The sequence below is a fragment of the Imperialibacter sp. EC-SDR9 genome (assembly GCF_902498805.1).
Taxonomy (GTDB): Bacteria; Bacteroidota; Bacteroidia; order Cytophagales; family Cyclobacteriaceae; genus Imperialibacter.
On the sequence record NZ_LR701637.1, the window covers coordinates 327,439 to 345,978 of the forward strand.

The 18,540-nt window shown below is 47.4% G+C and carries 15 protein-coding genes; 9 read left to right on the forward strand and 6 right to left on the reverse strand.

The window, feature by feature from the left end; translation table 11 throughout:
- Nucleotides 1-125: 125 nt before the first annotated feature.
- On the reverse strand, nt 126-2,315 hold the full coding sequence (locus GC130_RS26785; protein ID WP_152001441.1) for a S9 family peptidase: 2,190 nt from the start codon (nt 2,313-2,315) through the stop codon (nt 126-128).
- Nucleotides 2,316-2,454: 139 nt separating this feature from the next.
- Between GC130_RS26785 and GC130_RS26790 the strand changes: the two genes are divergently transcribed.
- The gene (locus GC130_RS26790) at nt 2,455-2,859 is read left to right on the forward strand and encodes a MaoC family dehydratase (protein WP_152001442.1); all 405 of its coding nucleotides are present in this window, start codon (nt 2,455-2,457) and stop codon (nt 2,857-2,859) included.
- 3 nt (nt 2,860-2,862) lie between these two features.
- Here the strand turns inward: GC130_RS26790 and GC130_RS26795 are convergent, their stop codons facing one another.
- Complete coding sequence (locus GC130_RS26795; protein WP_152001443.1) at nt 2,863-3,219, reverse strand: hypothetical protein; 357 nt, start codon at nt 3,217-3,219, stop codon at nt 2,863-2,865.
- Nucleotides 3,220-3,239: 20 nt separating this feature from the next.
- Nucleotides 3,240-3,695 carry a TerB family tellurite resistance protein gene (locus GC130_RS26800; RefSeq protein WP_152001444.1) on the reverse strand — a complete coding sequence of 152 codons (456 nt, stop codon included), beginning with the start codon at nt 3,693-3,695 and terminating at the stop codon, nt 3,240-3,242.
- A gap of 198 nt (nt 3,696-3,893) precedes the next feature.
- Here GC130_RS26800 and GC130_RS26805 point away from each other — a divergent pair, with 198 nt between their 5' ends.
- The 5 genes from GC130_RS26805 to GC130_RS26825 all read left to right on the forward strand — a co-directional run bounded on the left by GC130_RS26805 (nt 3,894) and on the right by GC130_RS26825 (nt 11,028).
- On the forward strand, nt 3,894-5,441 hold the full coding sequence (locus tag GC130_RS26805; protein WP_152001445.1) for a DUF4301 family protein: 1,548 nt from the start codon (nt 3,894-3,896) through the stop codon (nt 5,439-5,441).
- 233 nt (nt 5,442-5,674) lie between these two features.
- Complete coding sequence (locus tag GC130_RS26810; protein ID WP_193218034.1) at nt 5,675-6,223, forward strand: RNA polymerase sigma factor; 549 nt, start codon at nt 5,675-5,677, stop codon at nt 6,221-6,223.
- Complete coding sequence (locus tag GC130_RS26815) at nt 6,220-6,936, forward strand: energy transducer TonB (RefSeq protein ID WP_152001447.1); 717 nt, start codon at nt 6,220-6,222, stop codon at nt 6,934-6,936. The genes GC130_RS26810 and GC130_RS26815 overlap by 4 nt, the downstream gene beginning before the upstream one ends.
- A gap of 11 nt (nt 6,937-6,947) precedes the next feature.
- Nucleotides 6,948-9,476 carry an FG-GAP-like repeat-containing protein gene (locus tag GC130_RS26820; protein ID WP_152001448.1) on the forward strand — a complete coding sequence of 843 codons (2,529 nt, stop codon included), beginning with the start codon at nt 6,948-6,950 and terminating at the stop codon, nt 9,474-9,476.
- A 22-nt stretch (nt 9,477-9,498) separates the two neighbouring features.
- The gene (locus tag GC130_RS26825; RefSeq protein WP_226940643.1) at nt 9,499-11,028 is read left to right on the forward strand and encodes a PorP/SprF family type IX secretion system membrane protein; all 1,530 of its coding nucleotides are present in this window, start codon (nt 9,499-9,501) and stop codon (nt 11,026-11,028) included.
- A gap of 64 nt (nt 11,029-11,092) precedes the next feature.
- On the opposite strand, the gene GC130_RS26830 is transcribed toward GC130_RS26825, so the two are convergent.
- Nucleotides 11,093-13,585, reverse strand: coding sequence for a zinc-dependent metalloprotease (locus tag GC130_RS26830; protein ID WP_226940623.1), 2,493 nt, complete (start codon nt 13,583-13,585; stop codon nt 11,093-11,095).
- A gap of 69 nt (nt 13,586-13,654) precedes the next feature.
- On the opposite strand from GC130_RS26830, the gene GC130_RS26835 reads away from it, so the two are divergent.
- The gene (locus GC130_RS26835) at nt 13,655-14,266 is read left to right on the forward strand and encodes a 2'-5' RNA ligase family protein (RefSeq protein ID WP_152001450.1); all 612 of its coding nucleotides are present in this window, start codon (nt 13,655-13,657) and stop codon (nt 14,264-14,266) included.
- On the opposite strand, the gene GC130_RS26840 is transcribed toward GC130_RS26835, so the two are convergent.
- Together GC130_RS26840 and GC130_RS26845 are read right to left on the reverse strand one after the other, a co-directional pair.
- Nucleotides 14,220-15,038, reverse strand: coding sequence for a mechanosensitive ion channel family protein (locus GC130_RS26840; protein ID WP_152001451.1), 819 nt, complete (start codon nt 15,036-15,038; stop codon nt 14,220-14,222). The genes GC130_RS26835 and GC130_RS26840 overlap by 47 nt on opposite strands.
- 41 nt (nt 15,039-15,079) lie before the next feature.
- The gene (locus tag GC130_RS26845; RefSeq protein WP_152001452.1) at nt 15,080-15,568 is read right to left on the reverse strand and encodes a DUF6702 family protein; all 489 of its coding nucleotides are present in this window, start codon (nt 15,566-15,568) and stop codon (nt 15,080-15,082) included.
- Between the two features lie 78 nt (nt 15,569-15,646).
- Here GC130_RS26845 and GC130_RS26850 point away from each other — a divergent pair, with 78 nt between their 5' ends.
- On the forward strand, nt 15,647-16,231 hold the full coding sequence (locus tag GC130_RS26850; protein WP_152001453.1) for a HupE/UreJ family protein: 585 nt from the start codon (nt 15,647-15,649) through the stop codon (nt 16,229-16,231).
- 14 nt (nt 16,232-16,245) lie between these two features.
- Entirely contained in the window at nt 16,246-18,465 is a 2,220-nt protein-coding gene (locus tag GC130_RS26855) for a M1 family metallopeptidase (RefSeq protein ID WP_152001454.1), read from the forward strand.
- The last annotated feature ends 75 nt before the right edge of the window (nt 18,466-18,540 follow it).

Below are 18,540 nucleotides of genomic sequence, written 5' to 3' on the forward strand. Positions count from 1 at the left end.
AAGAGTATCAATGCGCAGAAAAAAAATAGCGCCGTAAGGCGCTATTAAAAGGTAGAAGATAGGTTCTCACCTCACAAGACTTTGACTTTAAGCACAAAATCAAGCCGAGGAAAATAGGTCTAGCTTTAGTCTTCTCCCACAGTAGCCGCAGGCGCTTCGGGATGTTTCACATATCTTTCAAAAAATTCAATAAACCGGCCGAGCCTATCCATCATGCGCAGTGGATTGCCGCTTCTGCTCAGCTCATGCCCTTCGCCAGGATACCGCACATATTCCACCGGCCTGTCAAGTGCTTTGAGGCTCTTGTACATCATTTCCGACTGGATAGTACCCGTTCTCAGATCCTGATCAGAGTGCATGATGAGCAGAGGGGTCGTAATTTGGTCGATGAAGGTAATTGGTGAGTTGGCATCAAGGATTTCCTGAACGCCGTCTTCCCATGGGTAGCCAAAATGCGTTGGTACCAGCCGCCAGGCATTGCCTTCTCCCATAAAGGTAGTGAGATCGTAGACACCTCTTTGGGCATTCGCTGCTTTGAAACGTTTGTCTTGCGTTACCAGCCAGGCCACCATGTAGCCGGCGTAGCTGCCGCCTGTTACAAATAGCTGATCGGTATCCATCCAGTTGTTTTTGGAAGTGGCATCATCCAATGCTGCCAGAATGTCGTTGGCAGGCCCGTGGCCCCAGTCTCGATAATTACCTTTTTTAAACGCATCGCCATAGCCACCACTACCCCGTGGGTTACTGAAAACTACTCCGTACCCCCAGCTCGTCAGCAGCTGAAATTCATGCCACATACTGAGTCCCGACGGCCCCCACATAGCAGAAGGCCCACCGTGGATTTCCAGTACAGTCGGGTATTTGGTTCCTTGTTTGAAGCCAACGGGTTGCATCACCCAGTACTGCACTTTTACGCCGTCGGGTCGGGTGACCCAGTATTCGGAAACGGGAGTGACGATTTTGTCTTTCAGCCAATCCGAGTTGAAATGTGTTAACGCTGTCAAAGCCCCGCTCTTCATGTCCATGCTGTATACTTCCAGAGGGTTATTGAAGTCGGTAATGGTCATAATGATTTTTTTGCCTGCAAGCGCAAAGTCATTGATCCCTTTGTCTCCTTCCAAAAGGGTAACGATTTCGCCTTTCTTCAGGTCGTAGCTGTACAAAGGAATGTCCCCTTCGGACGACGCAGTAAAATAGATTTTTTTGTTATCAGGAGAAAAGACCGGCCCACCAGCGTCTCTGTCAAACTCCGCTGTAATCATTTTTGCGCCGCTGCCGTCGATGTTGACAAGTCCCAGGTCATTTTGCGTAGCATGCCTGTTTACATCATCTCGCATGTAAAACAGTATGGACTTTCCGTCGGGTGAGAACTTTGGACTGCCTAAGGAGAAACCTTCCATATGAAGGAAGGAGGTAGCCGAACCTGACGTGACGTCAATTTTCCAAAGGTCAGAGTAGCTTTGCTTGTCGGGCTCCACTTTGTAAGCCACAGAGGAGCAAACAATGGTTTTTCCATCCGTTGACCAATCGCCACCGCCAAAATCCTGGAAACCCATGGTGAGTTGACGGGCTTTTCCTGCGTCAAGCGCCTGAATGAATAAATGCCGATACTTCATCTCGGGGTTGAGTCCCTGTTCCGCCTGGAAATCCTGATTCACAAATACCCGTGGGTTTTTGTCGACGGCATTTTTGGCCAGCCATGCCCGAAGCCCTTCAAGGTCGCCGTCGGGAGTAGATTTAATGTCTTTTTTCTCTTCTTCTTTCAGTGCTTTCCAGTTGGGCTCGTCTTTGAATGCTCTTCCTGGTCTTTCATAAGCCCAGGTTGGAGTGCCTTCGGTGTCCCAATCGTGGATGGACGACGAAAAGAGAATAGATTTTCCGTCAGGAGCCCAGCGGGGGCCAGAGGCACCGTGCTTGGCAGAAGTAAGTGGATAGGCTTCGCCCCCGGTTAACGGCAGAATCCATACTTGCGATTTTCCGTCGTCGGATCGCACAAAAGCGATTTTTTCACCGTCAGGAGCCCAGGTAGGCTGTGAGTCGCTCTTTTTTCCGAACGTAAGCTGAATAGGCTCTCCACCTTTTTCAAGATCGAGCATGTAGAGGTTGTGGCTATAAAAATAGTCATCCCCTTTTTGATCTCTTTTGGTGACGACCATCACCGCTTTCCTGGTATCGGGCGATACCTCCAGCTGTGAGGAGGTAACAATTTTCATTAGGTCGGAAGTGACGATAGGCTTTTTTCCGCTTTGCGCTTCTGCCCAATGAATGAGCATGATGAAGGCCAGCAGCAGCAAGTAGTTGAGTCTTTTTTGCATGACTGATTGGTTTTCGGGTTAATGCGGGAAGAACAACATAAATGGTTTTTGATTCAAGCAATAATCCGTTGGTGGTGAAAATTTGTTGTGCGGAAGTAGTTGCAAAAAAGCCCTTATATTTAAGGCAAACAAAGCTACTATGCTGAAAGTCGGAGATACTTACGAAATGCCTTTTTCACTTACCCAGGAGCAGGTAAATGCCTTTGCCGAGCTAAGCGGTGACAAAAACCCTGTGCACATCGATGCGACGTTTGCTGCCAACACCTCTTTTAAGAAACCAATTGTTCACGGCATTTTCAGCGCAGCCATTTTCTCCAGGATATTGGGCACCATTTTTCCTGGCGATGGCACCATCTATCTTGGTCAGACGTTGCAATTCAAAAGGCCGGTGTACCCAGGGGAAGACTACCAGGCGAGAGTGGAAGTGGTAAGTCTTGACGGGAGAAGTTCGGCCACCATAACCACAGTGCTCACGCACGTTGCCACGGGAAAAGCTGTCATAGAAGGCGAAGCCAAGGTGATGCACAAAGAGCTTATTCCTTAGTGCTCACTTAGGTTTTATTATTTCCCAGGTGATGGAGTACCGGGCGATTTGCTTGGGGTCGGCCAGCTGCATATCGGTGGTGTAAGGCCCACCTGGCTTGTCGATGAGCATGGAGATTTTACCCATATAGTCGTTGGGGCTGAGGTAGTCGTAGTCCCACACCTCCAAATCAACCTTTTCGTTCACTTTGAATCCGTCAATGACATGGTCAACTTCCAATGATTCGGCCTTCATGCGGTACCACTTCTCATCCACGGGCCATACTTTCTTTTTGTTGATGACCAGAAATACCTCGTCACCATCGTTTTCTTCATAAAAGTAGCAGTGAATGTTGATGATTCTGATAGATAACGCTTCCATAGGTTGGCTGGATGTTGAGTTTAAAGAATAGTTTGTCGGAGTTTGTCGGCTGCCCGTTCCATTTCAACAAGGGCCTCCATGGCCATTACTGTCTCCTTGTTCACTTTAAGAATTCGGGCACATTCATCTACGCTTTCACGCTCTTTGTCAGAAAAATCCCCATCGGCATAAGACATCCTGATGGCGTCGTAGAGCATGAGCTTGCTGTAGTTTGCTATTTGATTGGGGTTAAGTCGTTGGAAAATTTCGCCAAGGTCAGCATTTTCCCAGTCGAACTCTTCCCAGGCAGCAATGAGGTCGGTACCTACTTTCAAAGACTGTCCAAGGTCTTCGGTAAGCCAGTCCATTTCGGGGTCTGACACATCCCCATCCGCCCCGGCAATAGTGAGCAGCGCAAAGCCATAGTCCTTCCAGTATTTCTTCGGCACGATGCTCATACCGTAGAAGGTTGGCGATATTGTTAAAAATTCGTTCATGATGGAGACATATGCTTTAGGTAGACAAATTACGAAGACTTTTGATTTTTACGAATTAACATTTTTAAAGCGTAAGACCCTACGGCGAATAACACAAAGGAGCTTATAGTAAGAATTCTTATCCATTTTAACCTTGGATTTATCGACCCCTTCACCTTAATTAGGTGAAGCTAATTGCCGACTTAAACGACTTACGAAATGTTTTCCAGCAGCGATATTGATTTCATAAAAAAGAGAGGCTCCTCAACTGACGTAGTGGAAGCTCAAATTCAAAACTTCAAAGACGACTTTCCTCCTTTGAAGCTGGAAAAGGCAGCGACTATTGGAGACGGCCTTAGTAAGTTGTCGGAAAAGGACATTGATGCGAGGCTGAAAAGCTATGAAAGCGCAACTGCTTCGAAAGCCATCGTAAAGTTCGTACCTGCCTCCGGAGCGGCCAGCCGCATGTTTAAGGACCTCTTCAGCTTTATGGAAGAGTATACCGGCTCAGAGGCCGACTATCAAAAGCTCACAGCCAATCAGAAGAGCGGCTCCATGTTTGATTTTTTCAAGCGGCTGGAGGATTTCGCTTTTTACGATGACTTGAAAAATGTTTATGCAAAATCAGGCACATCGCTGGAGGAAGCTCACTTAAAACGAAAGTATGTTTCTATTCTTGAGTACCTGTTGCTTGACAAAGGACTCGGTTACGGCCAGTTGCCAAAGGGGCTTTTGAAGTTTCATAAGAAGAACGGTGTTTCCAGAACACCAGCGGAAGAGCATTTTGTGGAAGGAGCCAACTATGCTAAGTCGGCCGATGGTAGCGTGAAGCTGCACTTTACTGTCAGCCCTGAGCACAGAGGCAAATTCAAAGAGCATGTGGCTGATGTGCAGGAGGGCTACGAAAAACAGTACGGCGTAAAATTCGAAGTAAGCTTTTCAGAGCAGAAGGCATCTACTGATACCATAGCCGTAGATATGAGCAATGCGCCCTTCCGGGAAAACGACGGAGGACTGCTTTTCCGTCCGGCAGGTCATGGGGCATTGCTAGCCAACCTCAACGACCTTAATGCCGATGTTATATTTGTTAAGAACATAGATAATGTGGTGCCCGACCGACTGAAGGAAGACACATTTGTCTATAAGAAGGTGATCGCCAGCCTTCTGTTGGAATACCAAAGTAAGATTTTCGGGTTCCTTGAAAAACTTGAAGCTGGTGGTGCAAGTACGGCCGATCTTGACACCATGTACGACTTTTTGGAAAAAGAGTTTTGTACCAGCAATCATACTACCGCCAGAACAGCGTCGGCTGCGGAAAGATCGGCTTTCCTCAAAGGCAAATTCAACCGACCCATCCGCATTTGCGGCATGGTGAAAAATGAAGGAGAGCCGGGAGGAGGGCCGTTTTGGTGCAAAAACCCTGACGGTACCGTGTCGCTACAGATCGTGGAAAGTGCGCAGGTTGATTTGAAGGATGCAGGGCAAAAGAAAATTTTCGAAGAAAGTACACACTTTAACCCGGTTGACTTGGTGTGTGGTACCAAAGACTATAGCGGGAAGAAGTTCGACCTGATGAAATTCACCGACCCCAAAACGGGCTTTGTTACCGAGAAATCGAAAGATGGCAAGGCCCTGAAGGCACAGGAGCTCCCCGGACTTTGGAACGGTTCGATGAGCAATTGGAACACCGTGTTTGTTGAAGTGCCAGTTTCAACATTTAACCCTGTCAAGAAAGTAACCGATCTGCTGAAGGATCAGCATCAGTAGAAAAACATATTCCTTTTGTTAAAAAGCCATTTGAATTAAGATCTGGTTCCTGGCGGGTATAATATGCGGCGCTGCGGCTGTCGTTGTACATCAAACTGCTTTCATCTGTAACCTCAGTGCCAACTAATCCCGGTTTCCAGGGAAAAATATTTTTTCATCTTCTGTATCTTTTCCATTCTTCCCCGTTACAGGGCCGAAAGTTTCAAAATTCTGACCAATCAAACAGCGCAAAAGTGGAGTTGGATGAACACGCACTTATAGAGCAAGCCAAGCAAGACCCCAAAAGGTTCGGCCCTATCTATGAGAAGTACCACGAACCCATTTTCCGATTTGTTTATGCTCGAATTGGCCAGCTTGAGGCTAGTAAGGATGTAACCTCTTCAGTGTTTTATAAGGCCCTGGCCAATTTGAAAAAATACCAGGTTCGGGGCCTTTCTTTTTCTTCCTGGCTGTATCGGATAGCGCTGAATGAATGCTACGACTTCTTCAGGTCAGGAAAGAAACACAGAACTGTAGCGCTCGATGACTACATGGGCGTCAACCTGCTGGAGGAACTCCAATTCGGCGATAGCGAGCAGGAAGCATGGATGAACTCATTGCCGGTTTTGCTTGAGTCTTTGGAGCCGAAAGATCTGGAGTTGATAGAAATGAGGTTTTTCGAAGGAAAGAGTTTTAAGGAGGCGGCAGATATTTTGGACATTACCGAAAACAATGCCAAAACACGTAGCTATCGCTTGCTGGAAAAAATGAGGAAAGAGGTCAAAAAACTTGTCGTGAAATGAAATACCAATTTGTAAAAAAGAGACAAGAGATCAGTACAGAACAAATCCACTCACTGAGGGATTTTGACTCCGTGCTGGCGGGGAGTAAGCAGGTTTCCGGCCTGGCGTATTCCGGGAAGCTGCTGTGGGGGCTGGCTGTTATTCCGGCTATCGGGATTATTTATTTACTCACGCTTGGCAGGCCCTCAGTCAGCGACAAACAACCAACTTTGGCAGAGGTGCCGGTGAAGGAAGAGGCCGTCTCGGCAAGCCCTCCAGTTGAAGCTGCACCGGCGACCAGGCTCAATGATCAAACGCAGACACCATCACCATCACAAGACCCGGTTACAAAACCAAAAACATCGACGCCGACCGAAAAGAAAAACGAGCAGCCATCGGAGAATCAGGAAACTAACCAGGTACAAAAAGAGGATGTATACCTGAATGCCGAGCCAAAGGATGGGTTCGACCTTTTTTATGCTTTTATCGAGAGCGAGCTGACCTACCCGGAGCTGGCAAGAAAAGACAGCGTTCAGGGCTACGTCAAGGTGATGTTTTCTGTGGATGTTGATGGCACGCTCAAAGACATTTCCATAGTCGAGTCTTTAGGAGATCTTTTTGATAACGAGGCTATCCGTGTTATCAAACGAAGCCCTGCATGGAAACCCGCCTCCTTCAACGGCTATCCTGTCAGCAGCAGGATGTCAATTAAACTCACCTTCAAAGTAGAATAATAAAAACGACCATGAATACACTAAAAGCACTTGGTTTTAGCATCCTCGGGTTGCTTTGTTTTAGTCACCTCCGGGCGCAAACATTTGAAGCAGTGGATACGCTCAGCGTAAGCGGTATCGAGAATGTATCGATGAAGTGGGTTGATTTGAATAACAACCTGCTTTACGATCTGATACTTTATGGCAACGATAGCCTGGGCAATGGGGCACTTCAGGTATATCTAAACGAAGGGGAAGGTAAGTTTACAAAACAAACGCCTACGCTTCCTGATGTGAAAATTTGGCAGCTACAGCCGATTGATTATGATCGGGATGGAACCATTGACCTTGCGTTTTCAGGTGTTGTCAATGGTGCTGACTCAGTCGTTTCAGTACTGCTGTCCAGGGAAAACTTCACTTTCGAATTGCTTCCAACACCAGTGTTGAACGGGCCCGTGGAGGCATTCCAATTTATAGACCTGAATTATGACACTGTGAATGACCTGCTCATCGCACGGCAAAACGATGAAGATAGTATCGAACTAAAAGTATTGAAGGGCACCGCACCAGGCTTTGAGGACCTGATGATAGAGTTTCCGCCGTTTGAGAGAGGAACATTTTTTACCCTGGATATTGATAGTGACGCCAGAAAAGATTTGTTGCTGTCAGGTTTCAGGCAAGGGCAGTCATTTACCAGGCTTTATAAAAACAACGGCATCTTTGAGTTTGTTGATTCTGCCAATTTTGGCTTCGAGTACGAACAAATTGTGCAGGAATCGGATACGTCATTTTTTGTGGCCGTGGATCATAAGGTAGAGGCGATCGCCTTGGGTGAGTATGATGGCAATCGCAGGCCTGATCTTTTTGTGAGAGGAAAAAGCTCCACGGGGGAGGATTTAAATGTTCTTTACCGAAACAATGGGGGTCGGATAGTTGCCGAGCGGGACAGTATGTTGAGTAACTATAAAATTCAGGCCTCACATATGGCAGATTTCGACTCGGATGGCAAAACGGATCTTTGGGTAAGTGCGTCCCGAAACGACTCGACCTTTGTTTTTTGGTACAACGACTTAAATGCATTTACGGAGGCTGAGCCAGTTTACCGGGACTCTCTTCTTCTTACTGAATTTGCCGATTGGGACCTGGATTTCAACCTGGATTTTGTAGAGCTCAGGCAGAGCCTTCACGGATTGAAGCTTGTGTTTTTTGAAAACATGGCCGATTCGGTTAATAAGGGCCCGTCGCTGCCGTTTCCGCAGGTGGCCGTGCAAACCGGCTCTGGAGAAGTGAAAATACGGTGGCAACCAGCTATAGATTCTTTGACCAGCAGCAGCTCACTTTCTTACGACGTGCTTTTAGTTGACGCCGATACCACGGCACTTTTTGAGTCTAACATGAGCACAAAGAGCTTTGGCCTCCAGCAGCCATATCATGGCAGTGTGCTGTATGGCGACTACCTCACTGTTAACAACCTTGCTTCTGGGGACTATCTCTTTTTAGTAAGGGGGGTAGACAATGCCTATAATGCCTACGACGGTGGCGGAATGGGTGGCCTTCAGCTATTCAGGTTTGCCATTTGCAATGGTGACCTGGTAAGGACCTCGGCAGAGCTTTGTCCAGGGAGCCCAGAGGTTTTTGGTGAGGAGGGAGTTGAAAGAAACTGGTACTCAAATAATTATGGGGCCCTGGGCCAAATCGATCTGTTGAGCTATTCTGCTACTACCAGCGATATCCTATATGGAACGGTAGTGAGCGCAGAAGATTGCGGAAGCGGACAGTTGGTTTACACGATAACTACCAAACCACTGGATCGTTTATCAGACGATATTGAAGGCATTGTTCAAGTATGTGAAGAATCAGAAATTACCTACGAAGTTCCAGCCACATGGACAAACGTTGTCTGGAGTTCAGTGGCTTTCGGCACTGTTGGCGAAGGATCAAGCCTCACATTCGATGTTACGCAGGCAGATACAATATCCATAGTGGCAGCCAACGAGTTTGGCTGTTTTGACAGAGCCGAGAGCGTCATCGCTTTCTTCGATCCGCAAGTGTCAGATACTTTGATCACGATATCTCCCGGTGAATCAGCCGATATCACTGCCTTCGGTGGTCAGGCTTATGAATGGAGCCCTGCAGGCGAATTTGACGATCCCTTTAGTCATATGCAGACCGTTTCTCCTGGAGAAACAATGGATTATCAGGTGTTGATAAAAAACGAAGCTGGGTGCGAACGCCTGTTCAACATCAGGGTGGAGGTTGCGCAACTCGGTGGAGTAGCGAACCTTTTTTCTCCTAATGGCGACAGCCGAAACGACCAGTTTTTCCTTCAGCTTTCTACCGTTCCGGCAACTATCGATTTTCGGGTATATGCCAGGTCGGGAGGACTGATTTACCAGGAGTTGGACGCCGCAAGGGCTGTCAGTGAAGGATGGGATGGAACCCATAACGGGGAAAAAATGCCCCCGGGGGTATACTACTGGCGTGTGGAAGGGAGATATAGCGATGGCCGCCCCGTGCTGCTCAACGGAAAGAAATCCGGAAAAATTAACCTCGTAAGATAGATCACAGCTAGCGATGAGGTGGATGTTCCTGGTTCTTGTTTGCTTTCTTTTGATGCTTTGCGGCCAAACGATGTTGGCGCAACAATTCAATTTTTCGCAGTATGGCTTCACTGACCAGCGAGTTAATCCGGCGCTGGTGGGTATCGGGAATTACTGGAAGGTAGGCGGAGTGCACCGCCAGCAGAACACGGGGCCTCAATTCGATATAAAAAGCACCTCACTGTCCGCCAGCTACCCATTGGTTGCACCGGGGAGGGGGCGAACTCTGGGAGGTATAGGAGTAACTTTTTTGGACGACAAGGCTGGAGAAGGGAAGGCGTTTAAAACACAGGAAGTTGGGCTGAGCTATGCCATGCAAGTGCGCACAGCCAGAAACCAGCAGCTGGCTCTTGGCGTGGGTCTTTTTGCCCAAACAAGAAAATTCAGCTACGACGATTTCTTCACGAGCCAACAATACATACCCAACCGGGGTTATGACCGCTCGATTGACAATGGCGAGAGCTTCGACGAGTTGCGCCGCTCTTTTGGTAGGTTGAGCATTGGCTTGCAGTGGGAAAAGCGAGACAAGAACAATTCCAGGCTTGCCCATTTTGGTTTGTCGAGTTTTGACATTAACCAGCCCAGGGAGGCATTCATCGACTCGGACTACCGAATCCGAACCTCATTCATGCTCAATGGTGGTTTCCGGTTATATCAATCGGGGTCGATGAGTCTTTACCCGGAGGTGCTTTATACCTACAACGGAAGAAACAATCAGCTCAATGCTGGTATCAACTGGCGGTATTTGCTGGCCAACAAGGGCTTTGTGGAGTTGAAAGGAGCTTATTTGTCGGGAGGGCTTTTTTTGGCTGGGTTTCAATTTGGCCGGGACGAGTTTCGCATGGGGGTTAGTTACGATGTGCCAACAAATGCGAGCAATACCGCCAACCAGGGCGCCTTTGAATTTGGCTTCGAGTTGAAAGGGCTTGTGACCAGGGCTGCCAAATCAAAAACCAAAAGACAGAAAAAGCAGAAAACAGCGAGGAGTAAGAGCAAGCGGCCTTCACCCACCAACGTGGCAAAGCGACTGGCTGTTCCGAAAGAAAAGGTGGAAGAAACGGATGTCTCCGAGACAGACACGGTGGATGTACCAGCAGAAGAAGGTGATGCTGGCGCCGCCATTGAACCGGACGTAAAAACAGGAGTGGAAGGAGTAGAGTTTGAGAAATTTGTATCTGAGAAAATCTCAGAGGAGCTGGGCTTCGAAACCAACAGAACAACTATTAGCGCCAAATTTAAGGAGAAGTTGGATGAGTTGGCCGATCGCCTGGAGAAGGAGCCATGGCTGAAAGTTGACATTGTGGGTCACACAGACAATGTTGGGAGCGAAGCCGCTAATGAGACACTTTCCGTTGCCAGAGCAGCGGCAGTGGAGGCCTATCTGCTGAGCAAAGGCATTGCCAGAGAGCGGCTTACAACCGAAGGCAAAGGAGAACTGGAGCCAATTAGCTCAAACGAGACGGCTGAAGGACGAAGCCAGAACAGAAGAGTTGAATTGATTATTCACAGGTAGTTTAGGACGATTGGAGTAAAGAAAAGTTCCGGGGTACGTGGCACCCCGGAACTTTTCGTTTTGCTCAAAATCCGCACGCCATTCCCTCGTCCATGCCAATGGGAGAGCCGTCAGGCGCTTTCGTTTCTTTGTAGTATTCTTTGACAACTTCTGGCTTCTCGAAAAACAGACCAAGCTGAGCAGAGGCCAAGGTCAAATGCGCCTTCTGATCTGAATCATTTTCAGACTTCACCTTCGCATCGATCCAGCTTTTCAGGTCTTTCAATTGCAAGTACGTAATAGCTCTTGCCTGATCGCTGGCCTCCGTGTTGATGCTGAGGTTCATCAGGTGATACATGACCAACTTATCTACCGTGCGCATGATTTCTCCATGATAGCCGGCAGGATGTGCTTTCTTCCATGTGCTGGCTGTCAATTTGCTGAGAAGTGAGCTAAAGTCAGGCTGTGCAGCGTTGCGGGCATGGTGCTCAACAAGCCTTGTCGCTCTTTCCGGGTGGATCAGGTAAGATAACGTCAAATCAGCAGCCGTTTCAGCAGCCGACAAGGGATCGAACTCTACGCCTGTTCTAGCCTCAAATGTTTCTCTCGTTCTCGGATAGCCGTAAGGCCTGGGAGGAATTTGCTGAATGAGCTTTTCGGGCAAGGCCAAAGCTTCTGGAGTCATCGTGGCCAACAGCGCATCGAATGCTTTCATCTGCATGGCAGGGTCAAGGTATTTGGTAGTGAATTGCCCGTCCCCTTTCATGGCGTAGTTGTAGTTGAGTCCACCTACCACTTTAGAAGTAGCGTCTACCTGATAGCGATGGAATAAGTACATAGGTGCCAGCGCTTCTTCTATCAGCGCCATAGGAGCATCCGGACGAATCGTCTTTTCGGAAAAATTGTCGAGAATTTTTCTTCTCACCGACATCATTCGGTTTAGCTCGTCAGCGGCATCAGGGCCATTGTCCCACAGGTGGGAATAAGGATGGGCACCGCCAACAGGCCTTGAGTCCTGGTCGGTAATATGCATCAACCCTTTGCTGAAAGTTTCTTTGATGATCTTGTCAAGAGCCTCTTTTTCATTTGTGCCGTCGGGGAAGTCCGAATAACCATACTTAATAATCTGTTTATCAAGCTCACCAATGCCAACCGCATAGGCTTCGGAAAGATCGATGTTCCCGTTCGCATCCATTTTTATATAAGGGTGCGGATAATCCATCACCGACGCTCTGTTGTTGACACTGGATGCATAACTATGAACAATGCCAAGCGTATGCCCCACTTCATGTGCTGAAAGCTGACGGATACGGGCCAGCACCATTTTCATCATTTCATCAGAAACCGGCTTGCCATCTTCATATGGAGACAAAAGCCCTTCTGCTATCAGAAAATCCTGGCGAGCTCTCAATGAGCCGAGACTCACATGCCCTTTAATAATTTCCCCCGTTCTTGGGTCAGCAACAGACGCCCCGTACGACCATCCTCTGGTTGACCGGTGAATCCATTGAATCAGGTTGTATCTAACGTCCATCGGGTCAGCGTCTTCAGGCAGCATTTTCACCTGGAAGGCATCTTTGTAACCGGCGGCTTCAAATGCCTCGTTCCACCATGCAGCCCCTTCAAGCAGTGCTGAGCGAATGGGCTCGGGTGTGCCTGGGTCGAGGTAGTAGATAATAGGCTCAACCGCCTCGCTCACTGCGGCATTGGGATCAACCTTCTCCAACCGGTGACGATTGATGGTTCTTTTGGTGATCGGCTCATCAATCGGCGTGGCGTAGTCCATATAAGTGGTGCCGTAGTAGCCCGACCTTGGGTCAAATGCCCTTGTTCTGAACCTTGAGTCGGGTAGTTGTACCATAGAATGATGCATCCTGACCGTCACAGCATCCGGAGAAGGAACCACCGACCTGATCCAGGCGCCGGCTGGGGTGCCAGTGAAGGTAATGGTCGCTTCAAACTCGCTGTTTTCAGGAAAGTTTTTGGTCATTTCGGTGTAAATCATCGACCGGCTTTTGTCCAGGCTATAATTGCCTTGTTTGGCTCTGCTTAGTCGCTGACTTACTCCATGCGAATCTCTGAGAAGAAAATCGGTAAAGTCTACCAGCGCCGACCAGTCTTCTTCGGCCAGCACATCAAAACCCCAGATAGCCGACTGTGCAAATGCTTGTTCCACCGACTTTCTTTCAAGTGCGTCGTCGCTGATGGCACGGTAGTCGTAGTTGGGCTGGATCATCAGTATTTTTGGTCCGCTCCTGACAAACTTCACAACTTTCTCACCACCAAGCTGCCCTCTGTCGAGCCCTATGTCGTTGGAGCCAATTCCGGCAGGCAGGGAGCTGATGTATAAAAACTCAAAATTTAGTTTGTTTACTTCAAGGTATACTTTGCCTTTTTTGGAGTCCCAGTAAAAAGGAAAAAAGCCTTCATACTTTTCCATTCCTGATGTAAAACCAGCAATGTCCTTGGTGGCGGAGGCTGCGTTCGCCCCTGAAGCAGGGGTAGTGGCCACGGGGGCCTGGGAGGCTGTGCACGATGCCAGTACAAAGCCCAAAATAAAGAGGTAAATTTTTCTCATAATGAATGGTTTTCGAAAGATTTGCTAAAATATAGCTTAATCTCTAATTCAGTAATTATTAAGTGCTTAATGGTAAAAAACCTACTTCGGGATGAGAAATTGTACTTTGTGGCAGTAGTGCCAACGGAGCCGTTGAGGGGGGAACTTCACCAACTGAAAGAGTACTTCAGGGATAAATATAATTCTTCCAAATCGCTCAATTCTCCACCACACATTACGTTGCACATGCCCTTTAAATGGAGGGAGAGCAAGGAGAAAAAACTTCTTACTGCGCTGGAAGAAAGCTGTTTGCCGCTGACTCCGTTCGAAGTGGCATTGAAGGGATTCGCAGCTTTTCCTCCGAGGGTAATCTACGCTGAGCCCGTTGAATCGCCTCAATTACACGATTTACAGAAAACAGTGGCCCGAGCTATGCGCTTGTCGCTCAATTTGTTCAATGCCGACTATCAGGGCAGAGGTTTTCACCCGCACATCACACTCGCTTTCAGGGATTTAAAAAAGCCTCGCTTTCACGAGGCTTGGCAGGAATTTGAAAACAAGCCGCTAAAGGCTTCATTTCTTGTTGACAATATTTGTTTACTGAAGCACAACGGCAGCACCTGGGGTATTTTCCAGGAGCTACCCTTTGGCAACCTTACTTCTGCTGAAAAAGGTGCACGTCCCTCTGAGGAAACGGAATAGAAATTCCCTCTTTGTCGAATGTGCTTTTTACCCGTTCCTGCATGTCGAATGTCATCGGCCAGTAGTCCTCCTTTTTTACCCAAACCCGGAAAAGAAAATTGACTGAGCTGTCGGCCATTTCTTTGATAGCAATAAATGGCTCCGGATCTTTGATTACTCTTTCATCATCCATGGCCATTTGAGTAAGCAATTCTTTTACCTTTTTGATGTCATCTGAATAGCTCACGCCGAAAACGAGGTCAAGCCTTCTATTGTCTTCCACTGAATAATTGGTAATGGTGCCTCCCATTACGGCACTGTTGGGAATAACAATTGTTTTGTTGTCTGGTGACTTGAGCACTGTGTAGAGAATTTGGATAGCGTTCACGGTGCCTGCCTGCCCTTGCATTTCGACAAAATCGCCTACCCTGTAGGGGCGAAACATGATGATCAAAACACCACCGGCAAAGTTGGAAAGGCTGCCTTGCATGGCCAGACCAATTGCCAAACCTGCGGCGCCTATAACGGCCACAAAGCTAGTCGTTTGAATACCCACCATGGAAGCCACCGAAATGAGCACCATGGCCTTGAGGACGACATTAAAAATGTTTGAAAGGAAAGGAATGAGAGTAGAATCCACGTCCCTTTTCTTCATTAGCTTTTTTAGTGACCGGGTGAAAAAGCCAATGAGATAAAAGCCAATGATAAGAATGACGATGGCAGCCACTAGCTTGGGAGCGTAGTCAAATAATAGTTGAATGAGTCCTTCCTGGTATTGATCCAATTTGTCCATAATAGAATTTACGTGATTATTAATTCAGAATAGCGGGAGAATTAGTAGCTGATACTACCCTTTGTGTTATCCCTGTATAATTTTAGCGATCTTATTTTACCTTCTTTTTTGACGTGGATCAAGTTGACCTGATCGGGAAAAGTGTCAATGAGCGCACTATTTGCAACCCCTATCGTAGTCAAATTGTTCACGCCGGTCACTTCGAGGTAGCACCAGATAGCATCCGATTCCAGCTCATGGCCGAGATAAGACAGTTTTACGGGTTTATTATTTATTTCTATTGAAAGATTTTCTATCACAAACTCTTTCATAAGCGCATCAAATCGCTTCTTATCTGAGGGGTTGACCACGTCCAGCGTCGTCCAGCCACTTTTCTTTCTCAAAGCTTCTTCCAGGTCGTCAAGAAAAATCCGCTGGGAAATCTCCAGAGACTTAGTTTTGTCATTGAATTCCACATCACACACACTTACGTGAAAAGGGTGAGCCAACCACGTAACGAATATGAGGAAGATATGTACAATCATTGCCATAGAAACAACATTTACTGCAAGTACAAAATTTAAGATGTATACTTACAACCTTTTTTGTGGCAGCAACTTAAGAAATCTATGTCGGAGTTTAGCCTCTTTTTTGGATTAGGATTGGAACACATTCTTGATGTCAATGGTTACGACCACATACTGTTTGTTATTGCCCTGTGTGCCATTTATTCGGCCCAACAGTGGAAAAACGTCCTTGTTTTAGTGACCGCTTTCACTTTGGGTCATTCGTTAACACTGGCGCTTTCTACGCTGGACATTATCAAGGTAGACTCAGGGCTTGTGGAGTTTCTCATTCCGATTACAATATTTGTAACGGCGGCGGCCAATATTTACAAAAAAGACGCTGAAGTGAGCAACGAAAGTGTGAAACTCAACTACTGGTTTGCGGCGTTTTTCGGACTCATCCACGGAATGGGTTTTTCTAACTACCTGAAAAGCCTGCTCGGCAAAGACGAATCCATTGTCACACAGCTTCTCGCCTTCAATTTGGGCCTTGAGGTGGGTCAGATTGTGATCGTTTTGGCAGTGATGGTGGCAGCATTCCTTTTTATGTCTTTGGGAAGCATAAAGAAAAGAGACTGGATTTTGGTGATTTCGTCGGCTGTGGCGGGCATATCACTAACAATGATTATAGAAAGTAAATTTTGGTAAAAAGTGAAATTGATATGAAGAAACTACTCATTGTAGCATTGACCCTTTGCACAAGTTATTTAGTAAAAGCCCAGGGAGAATGGGGCCAGAAATTTGAGCAGCTAGGCACAATGCTTCCCACTCCCAATAGCTACCGTACCGCCTCCGGCGCACCCGGAAAAGACTACTGGCAACAAAAAGCCGACTATGATATTTCAGTCGAACTGAACGACAACAATCAGAGCATTACCGGCACTGAAACCATCACCTATCACAACTTGTCCCCTGACCGCCTTTCGTACCTGTGGGTGCAGTTGGATCAGAACATGAGAGCTAAGTCGTCCAACACCCCTCTGGTTACTACCACGGCAATGTCAGATTCTGTTTCAGGGAAAGCATTGCAGACGATGATCAATGATGCTGACTACGACGGGGGCTTCAAGATTGCCTATGTAAAAGACATGTCGGACAAGGGGCTCAAATACACCATCAACCAAACCATGATGAGGGTGGATTTGCCCAAGGCCCTGGAACCAGGTGGAAAGGTTTCGTTCAAAATCGCCTGGTCTTACAATATCAATGACCGTATGCTTGAGGGGCCCCGCTCAGGTTATGAGTTCTTTCCAAAAGATGGAAACTACGTTTATACCATTGCTCAGTTTTACCCCAGAATGGCGGTATACGATGACGTGAATGGTTGGCAGAACAAGCAGTTTTTAGGTCGAGGTGAGTTTACGCTACCTTTCGGCGACTTTACTTTTAGTGTTACAGTGCCTGCCGATCATATTCTGGGTGCAACCGGTACGCTGCAAAATGCCTCTCAGGTGCTCACGCCAGAGCAGCTTCAGCGCTTCGAAAAGGCGAAAACCACCTTTGATAAGCCAGTGATTATTGTTACCCAGAAGGAAGCAGAAAAGGCTGAGAAGACAAAGTCGAAAGAAAAGAAGACCTGGACGTTCAAAGCTGAAAATGTGCGTGACGTAGCCTTTGCTACTTCCAGAAAGTTCATTTGGGATGCCATGGCGGTTGATATCAATGGTAAAACGCCACTTGCCATGAGCTACTACCCCAAAGAAGGCAACCCGCTGTGGGAGAAGGAGTCGACAAGGGCCGTGGCCAACACTTTGATTACCTATTCAAAGCATACTATCGACTATCCTTATCCAAAAGCTATTTCCGTGCATGCCGCTTCCATTGGCATGGAATACCCTATGATCTGCTTCAACTTTGGTCGACCTGAGCCTGATGGCAGCTATACAGACCAGAAAAAGTGGGGCATGATCGGTGTGATTGTGCACGAGGTAGGGCATAACTTCTTCCCAATGATCATCAACTCCGACGAACGCCAGTGGACCTGGATGGACGAAGGGCTCAACACCTTTGTGCAGTCGCTTACCCAAAAGGAGCACTATCCCGACATGCCCATCCGTCGTGGTTGCGCCGCCTGTATTGTCGACTATATGAAAGGCGACAAAGAGGGCATCCGCCCGATCATGACCAACTCAGAGCAAATCCTGCAGTTTGGCAACAACGCCTATGCGAAGCCGGCAGCAGCGCTCAGCGTGTTGCGGGAAACCATTATGGGCCCTGATCTCTTCGATTATGCTTTCAAGGAATATGCCGACAGGTGGGCTTTTAAACACCCGTCGCCAGCAGACTTTTTCCGCAGCATGGAAGACGCATCGGCCATGGACCTCGACTGGTTTTGGAGAGGTTGGTTTTACACGACGGATCATGTGGACGTGGCCGTTGACAATGTAAAATGGTACAAAATGGCCACCAACGAAAAAGGCTTCGAAAACCAGGTAACGGCTTCAGGCGAGGTAATGGGAGCCGATGGCAAGAAAGCGCCAGCCACTAATTTCCAGGAAGCAGCAGAAACTTTCGTGTTCAGTGGCACTTCCGACGACTCTTACAGGGAGTTTATGAACAAAGTGGATGATGAAGCGATCAAGCAAAAGCATATCAACACCAATTTTTATGAATTGACCCTGAAAAATGCTGGCGGCCTTGTAACTCCCGTTATTATTGAATGGACTTATCTCGATGGCACCAAAGAAAAGGAGTATATCCCTGCCGAAATCTGGAGACACAATGAGCACGAAGTGACCAAAGTGTTTGCCAAAAACAAGGAAGTAGTGAACATTCAACTTGATCCGGACAAGGAAACAGCAGATGTGGAGCTGGACAACAATGTGTTCCCCCGGCAGGATGTGAAAACTCGCTTCGACCAGTTTAAGGAAAAGAAGAATTAAGGACAAATAGAAAAGTAAAACATACTGTTAAGTGAGCCCGGGAATTTTTTCCGGGCTTATTTGGTAAATGAATAA